10 protein-coding genes are annotated in these 12,301 nt (G+C 72.9%); 4 read left to right on the forward strand and 6 right to left on the reverse strand.

Going from position 1 to position 12,301, the window contains the following annotated elements:
* Window positions 1–6: 6 nt before the first annotated feature.
* Genes FB388_RS21650 through FB388_RS21660 form a run of 3 tightly spaced genes read left to right on the forward strand, consistent with a single transcriptional unit; the run spans window position 7 to window position 2,826 of the window.
* Entirely contained in the window at window positions 7–1,311 is a 1,305-nt protein-coding gene (locus FB388_RS21650) for a cytochrome P450 (RefSeq protein ID WP_142104043.1), read from the forward strand.
* Between the two features lie 53 nt (window positions 1,312–1,364).
* Entirely contained in the window at window positions 1,365–1,793 is a 429-nt protein-coding gene (locus FB388_RS21655; protein ID WP_142104044.1) for a MerR family transcriptional regulator, read from the forward strand.
* A gap of 46 nt (window positions 1,794–1,839) precedes the next feature.
* A complete protein-coding gene (locus FB388_RS21660; RefSeq protein WP_281290448.1) occupies window positions 1,840–2,826 on the forward strand; it encodes an aldo/keto reductase in 987 nt (328 codons plus the stop codon).
* 566 nt (window positions 2,827–3,392) lie between these two features.
* Here the strand turns inward: FB388_RS21660 and FB388_RS21665 are convergent.
* The 5 genes from FB388_RS21665 to FB388_RS21685 all read right to left on the reverse strand — a co-directional run bounded on the left by FB388_RS21665 (window position 3,393) and on the right by FB388_RS21685 (window position 10,843).
* Window positions 3,393–4,343, reverse strand: coding sequence for an alpha/beta hydrolase (locus FB388_RS21665; protein ID WP_142104045.1), 951 nt, complete (start codon window positions 4,341–4,343; stop codon window positions 3,393–3,395).
* Between the two features lie 30 nt (window positions 4,344–4,373).
* Window positions 4,374–5,318 carry an NADP-dependent oxidoreductase gene (locus tag FB388_RS21670; protein WP_142104046.1) on the reverse strand — a complete coding sequence of 315 codons (945 nt, stop codon included), beginning with the start codon at window positions 5,316–5,318 and terminating at the stop codon, window positions 4,374–4,376.
* A gap of 234 nt (window positions 5,319–5,552) precedes the next feature.
* Window positions 5,553–6,422, reverse strand: a complete 870-nt coding sequence (locus FB388_RS21675; RefSeq protein WP_142104047.1) for an MmyB family transcriptional regulator — start codon at window positions 6,420–6,422, stop codon at window positions 5,553–5,555.
* A gap of 41 nt (window positions 6,423–6,463) precedes the next feature.
* Window positions 6,464–9,376, reverse strand: a complete 2,913-nt coding sequence (uvrA, locus tag FB388_RS21680; RefSeq protein ID WP_142104048.1) for an excinuclease ABC subunit UvrA — start codon at window positions 9,374–9,376, stop codon at window positions 6,464–6,466.
* 228 nt (window positions 9,377–9,604) lie between these two features.
* Window positions 9,605–10,843, reverse strand: coding sequence for an alpha/beta fold hydrolase (locus FB388_RS21685; RefSeq protein WP_211362156.1), 1,239 nt, complete (start codon window positions 10,841–10,843; stop codon window positions 9,605–9,607).
* A 57-nt stretch (window positions 10,844–10,900) separates the two neighbouring features.
* On the opposite strand from FB388_RS21685, the gene FB388_RS21690 reads away from it, so the two are divergent.
* Window positions 10,901–11,323 carry an OsmC family protein gene (locus FB388_RS21690; protein ID WP_142104049.1) on the forward strand — a complete coding sequence of 141 codons (423 nt, stop codon included), beginning with the start codon at window positions 10,901–10,903 and terminating at the stop codon, window positions 11,321–11,323.
* On the opposite strand, the gene FB388_RS21695 is transcribed toward FB388_RS21690, so the two are convergent.
* Window positions 11,302–12,261, reverse strand: coding sequence for a LysR family transcriptional regulator (locus FB388_RS21695; protein WP_142104050.1), 960 nt, complete (start codon window positions 12,259–12,261; stop codon window positions 11,302–11,304). The two genes, FB388_RS21690 and FB388_RS21695, sit on opposite strands and share 22 nt — an antisense overlap.
* Window positions 12,262–12,301 lie beyond the last annotated feature (40 nt).

Consider the following 12,301-nt stretch of genomic DNA (forward strand, 5'->3'; position numbering starts at 1 on the left):
CCGAACATGCGCGTCACGACGCTCCCGACCCTCCGCCACCCGGACCGCCCCTTCGACCCACCCACCGAGCTGGCCGGGATCCGCGAACGGCACCCGCTGGTCCGGATGACCTACCCCGACGGACACGACGGCTGGCTGGCCACCGGCTACCAGGCCGTGCGCACGATCCTCGGCGACCGCCGCTTCAGCAGCCGCTACGAGCTGGTGCACCTGCCGATGGAGGGCGCGCCGCCCGAGCTGCCGCCCGCCCCGCTGGGCGACCTCACCGGGATCGACCCTCCCGAGCACACCCGTCTGCGGCGCCTGCTCGTCGGCTACTTCACGGTGCGCCGCATGCGCGCGCTCAGCGAGCGCGTGGAGGAGATCACCGCAGCACAGCTGGACGCGATGGAGCAGCAGGGCCCGCCGGTCGACCTCGTGACCGCCTTCGCGGCGCCCGTCCCCGCGCTGGTGATCTGCGAGCTGCTCGGCGTGCCGTACGCCGACCGCGACACGTTCCAGCGCCACGTCCACACGCTGACCGCCATGAGCGGGCCCGAGGCGATGGCCGCTGCCTGGACCGCGCTCCACGAGTACCTGCTCGGCCTGGTGCGGGCCAAACGCGCCGACCCCGGCGACGACATCCTCAGCGCGCTGACCGAGAGCGACCTCACCGACGACGAGCTCGCCGGCACCGGCGCCTTCCTGCTCGGGGCCGGCCTCGACACGACGGCGAACATGCTCGGCCTCGGCACGTTCGCGCTGCTGCGCCACCCCGACCAGCTCACCGCGCTGCGCACGGACCCCGCGGTCATCGGCGCTTGCGGGCCGGCGTCGTCCTGCGGGGGAGGCGCGCAGGGAGCGAGGAACGAGCGACTGAGCACCGGAGGAGCAGGACGACGCCTCGAGGGCCCGCAAGCCCGCCGGAGCGGAGCGGAGGCCATCGACACGGCCGTGGAGGAGCTGCTGCGCTTCCTGACCATCACCCACACCGGCATCCGGGCCGCTCTCGAGGACGTCGAGGTGGAGGGGCAGCTGATCCGGGCGGGCGAGACCGTGACGCTGTCGATGCAGGCCGCCAACCGGGACCCCGCGCAGTACCCGGACCCCGACACCCTCGACCTGCGCCGGCGCGCCACCGGCCACCTGACCCTCGGCCACGGCATCCACCAGTGCCTCGGCCAGCAGCTGGCCCGCGTGGAGATGCGGGTGGCGTTCCCCGCGCTGCTCACCGGCTTCCCGACGCTGCGGCTCGACTGCGACCCCGCGGACGTGCCGCTGCGCACCGAGTCGAACATCTATGGCGTGCACCACCTCCCGATCGCCTGGTAGCCCAGCGTCCCGTGCTTGCCTTCGAGCGCGCTCGAAGGCCTAACGTCGTGGACATGACCGCATCGGTGGACGCCGCACTGGACCGCCTGAAGAGGCAGGACGCCGCGGTACCCGCCCCGGACGACACGCTGACCATCGCGGAGATGGCCGAGCGCACCGGGGTGTCCGCCCACACGTTGCGGTACTACGAGCGGATCGGGCTGCTGTCGGTCGCCCGCGACGCGGCGGGATACCGGGTTTACACCGCAGGCGACTACGCCCGCGTGGTGTTCCTCAACCGGCTGCGGATGACGGGGATGTCGATCCGCGATCTGCAGGGCTACATCGCCCTCGTCGCCGAGGGAGAGGCCACCGTGCCGGAGCGGCTGCAGATGATGCTCGCGCACCGCGAGGCGGTCCGGGCGCAGATCCAGGAGCTCACGTTCGCCCTCGAGACGATCGAGTTCAAGATCGCCGCCTACGGCGGGCACGCGCAGCCATAGCCCACCGCTCGTCCGTTCCACTTCCCCCTCACCTCAGGAGACACCTGTGTCCCTACCCACCCGTGCCCTCGGTCCCCTCTCCGTGAGCGCGCTCGGCCTCGGCTGCATGGGCATGAGCTTCGCGTACGGCTCGGCCGACCCCGGTGAGGCGACCGCAACCCTGCACCGGGCCATCGACCTCGGTGTCACGTTCCTCGACACCGCCGACATGTACGGCGGCGGGGCCAACGAGGAGCTGCTCGCCACCGTGCTCGCCGACCGGCGGGACGAGGTCACCCTCGCCACCAAGTTCGGCATCCTGACCGGCGACGACGGCTACCCGAGCGGCGTCGACGGGAGCCCGGCGTACGCGCGCCGCGCCTGCGACGCGTCGCTGCGCCGGCTCGGCGTGGACCACATCGACCTGTACTACCTGCACCGGCCCGACCCCGAGGTGCCGATCGAGGAGACCGTCGGCGCGATGGCCGAGCTCGTCGCGGCCGGGAAGGTGCGGCACATCGGGCTCTCCGAGAGCTCCGCCGAGACGATCCGCCGGGCCGCGGCCGTCCACCCGATCGCCGCCGTGCAGTCGGAGTGGTCGGTGTTCAGCCGCGACATCGAGCGGGCCGTCCTCCCGGCGTGCCGGGAGCTCGGCATCGGCCTCGTGCCCTACAGCCCGCTCGGGCGCGGCCTGCTGACCGGCACGCTGCCCACCGAGTTCGCCGACGACGACTTCCGCCGCAGCCTGCCGCGGTTCCAGCGCGAGAACCTCGAGCGCAACCTCGCAACGGTCGAGGCCGTCCGGGAGATCGCCGCGGCTCACGGCGGCACGCCCGGGCAGGTCGCGCTCGCGTGGCTGCTGGCGCAGGGCGACGACGTCGCCCCGATCCCGGGCACGAAGCGCGTCCGGTACCTGGAGGAGAACGTCGGCGCGCTCGACGTCGCCCTCACCCCGGCCGACCTCACCCGCCTCGACGCGCTGGAGCCCGCGGGCGACCGCTACCCCGACATGGCCTGGGTGGAGCGCGATACCCCCGATGCAGCACTCCGTTGAGGCCACCGAGGACGAGCCGGTAGCAACCCGTCCGGCTCGCCCCGGGATGCAACCCGGGACGACCCGGACGCCCCCTCGCCGGCTACCGACCCGTCCTCGCCCGGCCGGTGGTCAGGCCCGTGATCGGGGCGGCTGACCCGGGCGACGTTCGTGCAGGCGCCCGGGGCGGTCGCCCGGCCGACGCTCGAGGCGATCGGCACAGGGCGGCGGACCGGGGCGACGTTCGTGCCGGAGCTCGGGCCGGTCACCCGGCCGGTGCCGCTCGGCACACGGCGCGGGTCGATCGCCGGGCGGAGGACCGGGAGGACCCGGAGGGCCAGGAGCCGGCGCGGCGGCGGCCACCCCTGCCAGTCCCCCGGTGAGCGCGCCGGCCACCAGCGCCGACGCCGCGAACGTTCGGATCCGCACGAACATCTCCTTCGGTTGATCCGGGTGGATCGGACGGAACCGAGTAGAGCGTGCGCCGGGTTGCCGGAACGTATCCGGTTTTCGATATGCCGACGATATGCACCGGCCGGTCCGTCACGATCCACGAGACCCGCGCCGGTCGCAGGGTGGATGCGGGCTCAGATCGACCCGAGCACCCGGATGCGGTCGGCGACGGCGCGCCGTGCCACGTCGGAGTCGAAGGCGATGGAGTCGAACTCGTGCGGGGCGCCGGGATGCAGGTGGAACTCCACCGGCACGCCTGCGCGGCTGAGCTTCGTCGCGTAGGCGGTGTCCTCGTCGCGGAAGACGTCGAGCTGGCCGACCTCGATGTAGGCCGGGGGCAGGCCCGTCGCGTCTTCCAGCCGGGCCGGTGCCGCTGTGGCCGGAACGTCGGGGCCGCCGGCGGCGTCACCGAGCAACGCCGGCCACGCGGTGAGGCTGTCGTCGTAGGACCACACCAGGTAGGGCGCGATGTGCGGATCGGGCGTGGTGGTGCGGTCGTCGAGCATCGGCTCGAGCAGGATCTGGCGGGCGATCTTCGGACCGCCGCGGTCGCGGGCGAGGATCGTCATAGCCGCCGCCATGCCGCCCCCGGCGCTGTCGCCCATCACGCCGATCCGGTCGCGGTCGACGCCCAGCTCGGCGGCGTGTTCGTGCAGCCACAGCAGCGCGGCGTAGGCGTCCTCGAGCGGCGCCGGGAAGGGGTGCTCGGGGGCGCGGCGGTACTCGACCGACAGCATCGGCACGCCGCTGGCGGACACGTAGCGGGCGACCGGCCCGTCGAACAGGTCGATGTGGCCGAAGATGTAGCCGCCGCCGTGGAAGAACAGCACGGCCGAGCCCGGCGTCGCGCCGTCCTTGACGTACCAGCGCATCCTGACCTGCGCACCGTCGTCCGCGGTCGCGTGGTGCTCGCTGGTCGTCACGTCGGCCGGCATCGGCTGGGCCGTTCCCGCCGCGCCGATGATCGGCTCCCAGAGGGCGCGGCGCGCCGCCACGTCCCCCACCGCCGGCGGTGTGGCGTCCGCCATCGCGCCGGCCATCGGGGCCAGCGCCTCGGCGATCTGGGGGTCCAAGCTGAGTGGCACGGTCTTCGCCTTTCGGGGTTGGGGTGGGTTTCAGGCGGTGGGTGGGAGGACGACGACCTTGCCGGCCAGCGTGCCCGCGGCGGCCTGGGCGTGGACGGCCGGCAGCTCGGCCAGCGGTACCCGCTGGGCGACGTCGACGCGCAGCTCGCCGCTGTCGATCAGCGCTACCAGCCGCGACAGCTGCTCCGCGTCGCTGCGGACGTAGAGGTCGATGCCGCGCACGCCGCGCTCCTCGTCGGTGGGCGCGGGCATCCACACCGTCGTGTTCACCACGACGCCGCCCTTGCGGACCAGGCCGGCCAGCGCGGCGAGCTCGGCCGGGTCGATCGGCGCGAGGTTGAGCACGACGTCGACCGGCTCGGTGACCGCCTCGGTCACCCCGGTGACGGTGTGGTCGATGACCTCGTCGGCGCCTGCGGACTCGACCGCCTCGCTGCTGCGCGGGCTGGCCGTGGCGATCACGTGCGCCCCGGCTCCCTTGGCCAGCTGCACCGCATAGCCGCCGACCGCTCCGCCTGCGCCGTTGATCAGCACGCGTTGCCCGGCCTGCAGCTCGCCGTGGTCGAACAGCGCCTGCCACGCGGTGAGGCCCACCACCGGCAGCGCTGCGGCGTCGGGAAGCGGGACGCTCTTGGGCGCAGGCGCCAGGACATCGGCCGGCGCGAGGACGTACTCCGCAGCGGCGCCGGTGCCGTCCATCGGCAGGAAGCCGACGACCTCCTCCCCGACCTCGATGCCGTCCACGCCCTCGCCCAGCGCGTCGACCGTGCCGGCGACGTCGAGGCCGGGCGTGTGGGGCAACACCACCGGGATGGGGCCGCGCATGAAGCCCCCGCGAATGTTGCCGTCGACGGAGTTGAACGACGTCGCAGCGACGCGGATCCGGACCTCACCGGCTCCGGGGACCGGCTGCTCCACGTCCTCGTAGCTCAGGACACCCGGGTCGCCGTACTCGTGGAAACGCACTGCCTTCATCGGAGCTCACTCGCTTTCGCTCGGAGTCATCTGCTTCGAACTCGAAGCAACTACCAGTCACGCTACTACTGCTTCGAACTCGAAGCAAGTGACGTCGCTCACCGCCCGCGAGAGCTGTTCGGGCAGCCGCCGATCAGGAAGGAGCGTGCGCCCTCGTCCGCGTGGTGGAACGGTCAGCCGGCGCGTTCACGTCGTTGATCCACATGGGCCCCAGGATCGCGGCCACCGGCTCGGTCAGCCTGGGCCAGGTTGGCCCACCCGGACGACGGCCGGCTTGCCGGGGACGCTGACGAGCTCGCCGAGCCGCGCCGCGTCGGTCGAGCCCGGTGCCGCGGTGAGGACGACCGCCATCAGATCGTCCCCCGGCACCTCGAGCAGATTGCCGTCGAGCGTGATGTCGGTGCCGTCCGGATGACGGAACACGGCACGGTTCTCATAGGCACCGACCGTCGTCGGCGTGCGCCACAAGGTGTCGAACGGCCGGCTCGTGCTCCTCAGCTCGTCGACGAGCTCAGCGAGCGAGGCGTCAGTCGGGTAGCGCAGGTACGTGCTGTGCAGTCGGGCGACGAGCAATGCCTGCATACCGGCCGCACGTTCCTCGGTTCGGCTGATCCCGCCGAGTGCACTGCGGAACGTGCGCCACGCGACGTTCCAGTCCCGGGCGTGCCCGGTCGGAGCCCCACATTCCAGCGCCAGCCACGCCCCGTTGACGGCGACCACGTTCCACGCCGCGTCGCACAGGAAGACGGGGGTGTCGTCGAACCGATCCAGCAGCCGCATCGAAGCCGCCCCGGCCTCGCGCGGCACCTGCCCGGCCGCCGCGGCGTATCCGGCCAGCGCACAGAGCCGCTCGTACTCCGCCCGTCCGACCCGCAACGCACGGGCGATGGCGTTCACCACACCGGCAGACGGGTGGCTGCGTCCCTGCTCCAACCGTCGCACGTAGTCCGCCGACACCCCGGCGAGCTCGGCGAGCTCCTCCCGCCGCAGCCCGCGAACCCGCCGCCCACCGTCCGGCGGTGCGCCCACCGGCAGCCCGACTGCGGCGGGCTCGGTGTTCTCGCGCAACGAGCGCACCGCCGCCCCGAGATCGCGCAACGCCACGGCGCGAGTCTGCACCACCCCGGGGGTGTCCGCCTTTGCGATCAGCTCGCGGCGGCGGCCTTCTTGCGCCGACCCGCCTTGGGAGCGGCCGGCTCCTCCGGCGTGACCAGGGTCTTCAGGAACTGGCCGGTGTAGCTCGCCGGGTTGCCGGCGACCTGTTCGGGGGTGCCCTCGGCGATCACCGTGCCGCCACCCGAGCCGCCCTCCGGCCCCATGTCGATGATCCAGTCGGACGTCTTGATCACATCGAGGTTGTGCTCGATGACGATCACCGAGTTGCCCTTGTCGACCAGCCCGTTGATCACGTCGAGGAGCTTGCGGATGTCCTCGAAGTGCAGGCCGGTGGTGGGCTCGTCGAGGATGTAGATCGTGCGCCCGTTGGAGCGCTTCTGCAGCTCCGAGGCGAGCTTGACGCGCTGCGCCTCGCCGCCGGACAGGGTGGGCGCGGGCTGCCCGAGCCGCACGTACCCCAGCCCGACGTCGACGAGCGTGCGGAGGTAGCGGGAGATCGAGGTGATCGGCGCGAAGAACTCGGCGGCCTCCTCGATCGGCATGTCGAGCACGTCGGCGACCGTCTTGCCCTTGTAGTGCACTTCCAGGGTCTCGCGGTTGTACCGGGCACCCTTGCAGACCTCGCACGGCACGTAGACGTCCGGCAGGAAGTTCATCTCGATCTTGATGGTGCCGTCGCCGGAGCACGCCTCGCAGCGCCCGCCCTTGACGTTGAACGAGAACCGGCCCGCCTGGTAGCCGCGCACCTTCGCCTCGGTGGTGGAGGCGAACAGCGTGCGGATCTTGTCCCACACGCCCGTGTACGTGGCCGGGTTGGATCGGGGGGTGCGCCCGATCGGCGACTGGTCGACCCGCACCAGCTTGTCGAGCCCGTCGAGCCCGGTGATCCGGGTGTGGCGGCCCGGCACCTGGCGGGCGCCGTTGAGCTTGTTGGCGAGCACCGTGGCGAGGATGTCGTTGACCAGCGTGGACTTGCCCGAGCCGGACACGCCGGTGACCGACACCAGGACACCGAGCGGGATGTCGACGTCGATGCCGCGCAGGTTGTGCTCACGCGCTCCGACGATCGTGAGCTGCCGCTTCCGGTCGCGCGGGCGGCGGATGTCCGGCACCGGGATGGAGCGCCGGCCCGACAGGTAGGCACCGGTGAGCGAGGTGTCGTGCGCCTCCAGCTCGGCGACCGGGCCGCTGTGGACGATGTGGCCGCCGTGCTCCCCGGCGCCGGGGCCGATGTCGACGGCCCAGTCGGCGGCACGGATGGTGTCCTCGTCGTGCTCGACGACGATGAGGGTGTTGCCGAGGTCGCGCAGGCGCGTGAGGGTCTCGATCAGGCGCCGGTTGTCGCGCTGGTGCAGCCCGATCGACGGCTCGTCCAGCACGTACAGCACGCCGACCAGCCCGGACCCGATCTGGGTGGCCAGCCGGATGCGCTGGGCCTCACCGCCGGACAGGGTGCCCGCGGCGCGGTCGAGCGAGAGGTAGTCGAGCCCGACGTCGAGCAGGAAGCCCAGACGCGCCTGCACCTCCTTGAGGACCCGGCCCGCGATCATCGCCTGCCGCTGGTCGAGCTGCATGCCGTCGAGGAACTCCGAGCACTCCGCCACCGACATCGCGGAGACCTCGGCGATGGACCGCTCGCCCTGCGTGCGGTGGGCGAGCGTGACGGCCAGTACCTCCGGCTTGAGCCGCGCCCCCTTGCAGGCGGGGCACGGCACGTCGCGCATGTACCCCTCGTACTTCTCGCGCGCGTACTCGGAGTCGGTCTGGTCGAGCCGCCGCTCCAGGAACGGGACGACGCCCTCGAAGTTGGCGTAGTAGGAGCGCTCACGGCCGTACCGGTTGCGGTAGCGGACGTGCACCTGGTCCTGGGTGCCGTGCAGCACCGCCTTCTGCGCGGCGGCGGGCAGCTTGCGCCACGGGGTGTCCATCCGGAAGCCGACCGCGCGGGACAGGCCTTCGAGGAGCCGCCCGAAGTACTCGGCGGACTGCCCGCCAGCCCACGGCGCGATCGCGCCGTCGGCGAGCGACTGCTCCGGGTCGGGGACGACGAGGTCCGGGTCGACCTCCTTCTTGATCCCGATCCCGGTGCACTCGGGGCACGCACCGTACGGCGAGTTGAAGGAGAACGTGCGCGGCTCGAGGTCGTCGAGCGACAGCGGGTGGCCGTTGGGGCAGGCCATCCGCTCGGAGAACCGGACCTCGCGGTGCGGGTCGTCGTCGGGCAGGTCGACGAAGTCGAGCACGACCAGCCCGTCGGCCAGCCGCAGCGCCGTCTCGACGGAGTCGGTGAGCCGCTGCTTGGCCGACCCCTTCACCGTGAGCCGGTCGACCACGACGGAGATGTCGTGCTTCTCCTGCTTCTTGAGCTTCGGCGGGTCGGTGAGCTGGTGGATGGTGCCGTCGACCATCACGCGCGAGTAGCCCTGCGCCTGCAGGTTGGAGAACAGGTCGACGAACTCGCCCTTGCGCGTGCGCACCACCGGAGCCAGCACCTGGAACCGGCTGCCCTCCTCCATCGCGAGGACCTGGTCGACGATCTGCTGCGGCGTCTGCTTCTCGATGACGTGCCCGCACACCGGGCAGTGCGGCACGCCCGCGCGGGCGTAGAGCAGGCGCAGGTAGTCGTAGACCTCGGTGATGGTGCCGACCGTGGACCGCGGGTTGCGGTTGGTGGACTTCTGGTCGATCGAGACGGCGGGCGACAGACCCTCGATGAAGTCGACGTCGGGCTTGTCCATCTGCCCGAGGAACTGCCGGGCGTACGCGCTCAGGGACTCGACGTACCGGCGCTGGCCCTCGGCGAAGATGGTGTCGAACGCCAGGCTCGACTTGCCCGAGCCGGACAGGCCGGTGAACACCACGAGGCTGTCGCGCGGCAGGTCGAGGTCGACGCCGCGGAGGTTGTGCTCGCGGGCGCCGCGTACTACCAGACGGTCGGCCACGGTGGGGAAGCCTCCTGAGATGCGGGTGGAGGGCCGAGAGCGGCCCCCGATCCATGCTAGGCGCGGCCACCGACAGATCCGGCACGACGGCGGGCGACCCGGCGAGCGGCTGCCCCGGGGAGCCGGACAGCTGGAACGAGGATCGCACACACGTTCGAACTGCCGCGCACCGACCCCGGGACCGACACTACGGCTCCGTGGTGCTGGCTGGACGGCGTCGGAACAGCACTACGACTCCATGCTGCGCCGGCGGGGCGCCCAGCGTTCGACGGCGATACCTGCGGCGATGATCCTTCCCAGGTGGCCGGACATCGCCCGGCGGGGCAGGGTCGCCAGGCGCGGGGCCAGGTCGGGGAGTCGCCGGTGCGCGCCCTCGGCCACCGCGTGGGCGACGTGCAGCGCCGCGAGCGGATGCGTGTCGAGCGCGCTGTGGCCGAGGCCGGGCAGCGGCACGAGCACCGCGTCCGGCGCCAGCTCGACGACCCGCTCGGCCACCGGGCGTGGCGTGCGCACGTCCCGCTCGCCCGAGACGACGGCGGTCGGCCAGTGGAACGCACCGAGCGCCGAGACGAGGTCGTAGGGCTCGCCCGTGAACGGTGGGTTCCGCGCGGCTGCGGCCACGTACATCACCTGGGGGTCGAGCGGCTTCCCGTCCGGGGGCGCGCCGTAGTGCAGCTCGCCGTAGCTGATACCGGCGACGAGGTCGGTCTCCGCCACGAACGGCGTCCCGGCGCCGTCGATCTCGCGGCCGCCCGCGCGCTCGCAGAACTCCCACGCCCGCCTGCGGCCCTCCCGCACCCCGGCGAGCAGCCGCGCGAGCACGCGCGGACCGGCGAACTCGTACACGAGCGGTACGACCGCCCCCGTGCGTTGCGACGTGACGATGCCGTCGGCCACGAGCGCGCGCAGCAGTGCCGCGGGCCGGGCGGTGTCGGGCGTGGCCCCGTCCCAGAGCAGCGCACGCAGGTGCGCGCGCTGCAGGGCGAGGTCGCGCGGGCCGAGCAGCGGCGAGTCGAGCACCATCCCCGCGACGCGGTCCGGGTGCCGCAGCCCGAAGCCTTGCGCGAGGTAGGTGCCGTAGGACGTGCCGTAGACGAGCGCGCGGCTCACCCCCGCGTCGTCGAGGACGGCTGCCAGGTCGGCCACCACCTGCTCGATCGTGACCGCGGCCAGTGGGAGGTCGCGGCCGGCGTCGTCGTGGCGGGACAGCCCGACCCCGCGGTGCTCCACCATGATCACGTCGAGGCCACGGCCCGCCGCCAACCGGCGCAGCGCGCGGTACGGGAGCACGGACGCGATCCCCGGCCCGCCCGGAACCACCAGCACCGGTACGCCGCCGCGCGGCCCCGTGCGCAGGTACGTCAGGTCGAACTCCGCCGTGCCGTCCGGCGTGACCGGCCTGCGCACCCGGTGCCCGTCCGGTGGCCCGGCGAGCCGCCGCGCCACCGCCCCCAGCCGAATCCCCACACGTGATCGACGTCTGCGGACGCCGCCGGGTTCCCGCGGGGGATCTAGGCTGGCAGGGTGGGAGAACCGAACGTCTGGTCGGTCGCATGCCTGCCGACCCCGGAGAGCGACGCAGCCGACCTGACCGTCAACGGGTTCGAGCTGAGCTGCGCCGTGCCCGACGGCACCGGGGCGGAGCCGCCGGGCGCCACCCCGTTCGGCCTGCTCGCGGCGTCCCTGTCGGCGTGCACGGCCATGTCGGTGCGCACGTTCCTGCAGCGCTGGCACATCGACCCCGGCGCCGTCACGGTGCGGGTCGGTGTCCATCCGAGCACCCCGCCGATGCTCGACCGCCGGGTCACGGTCGACGGCGAGGTCGGTCAGGACCTGCGTGAGCAGCTCGCCGGGGTGGTCGACAGCACGCCGGTCACGGTGCTGCTGCGCGATGCCGTGACGATCCGGACGGTGCTGGCGACGGGTCAGGACGAGACCGCCCGGTAGGTGTGCCGGTGCGGCACGGTCTCGTCGTGCTCGCCGTCCACCAGCGGGAACGGGGAGCGCTCCCCCGCCGCGGCGAGCGCAGCGAGTCCACGTGCGATCGCCGGCTGCTCCCGGCTGCCCCGGCGCACGCACGTCAGCACCGTCCGGGACGGGACGAGTGCGCCGCGCAGCGGGATCCGCACGACGCGGTGGTGGGCCGGGATCGGCGCGAGCCGCGGCATCAGGCACACCCCGAAGCCGTGCGAGACCAGCGCGATCACGGAGTTCCAGTTCTCCGCGCCGTGCGCGATGCGCGGTGTGAAGCCCGCCGCGCTGCACGCCGCCATGACGATCGCCGAGTCGTCGCACCGGTCGGCGCCGACCCAGGCCTCGTCGGCCGCGTCGGCGAGCTCGACCGCCTCCGCCGTCGCGAGCCGGTGGTCGGCGGGCACCACCAGGTCGAACGGGTCGTCCAGGAGCGGCTGCTGGTCGAAGCGCGGGTCGTCGCGGGGTGGCACGTCCGGCGCCGGTAGGACGACGGCGACGTCGGCGGCGCCCGCGAGCAGGAGCGCGAAGCACTCCGCGCTGCCCGCCTCCCTGATCTCGACCTCCGTGGTGCCGCGCAGGTCGGCCGCGGCGGGCGCCACCAGTGCGGCGAGCGCGGTCGGGAACGCGCAGATCCGCAGCGCACCCCCGCCCGGAGCAGCCGTCACCTCGGCGAGCACGCGTTCCCAGTCGGCGTAGAGCCGGTCGGCGTGGCCGAGCAGGACCCGGGCCGGCGGGGTGAGCCGCACGCCACGGCCCACCCGCTCGAGGAGCTCGACGCCGAGGTCGCGGCCGAGCAGCCGGATCTGCTGGGACACCGCTGACGGCGTGAGGTACAGCGCCGCCGCTGCCGCCGTGACCGTGCCGTGCTCGTCGAGCATCCGCAGGACGTGCAGCCGCCGGAGGTCGATCATTCAGCCAAGGCTACAAGGAACTGCTGAGAAAATTGCAGCT

This window comes from Pseudonocardia cypriaca (assembly GCF_006717045.1).
Taxonomy (GTDB): Bacteria; Actinomycetota; Actinomycetes; order Mycobacteriales; family Pseudonocardiaceae; genus Pseudonocardia; species Pseudonocardia cypriaca.

What these genes read in the sequence shown, in the direction of transcription:
- FB388_RS21650 (WP_142104043.1), top strand. Translation starts at nt 7, where the DNA reads ATGCGCGTCACGACGCTCCCGACCCTCCGCCACCCGGACCGCCCCTTC.
- FB388_RS21655 (WP_142104044.1), top strand. Translation starts at nt 1,365, where the DNA reads ATGACCGCATCGGTGGACGCCGCACTGGACCGCCTGAAGAGGCAGGAC.
- FB388_RS21670 (WP_142104046.1), bottom strand. Translation starts at nt 5,318, where the DNA reads ATGAAGGCAGTGCGTTTCCACGAGTACGGCGACCCGGGTGTCCTGAGC.
- FB388_RS21695 (WP_142104050.1), bottom strand. Translation starts at nt 12,261, where the DNA reads ATGATCGACCTCCGGCGGCTGCACGTCCTGCGGATGCTCGACGAGCAC.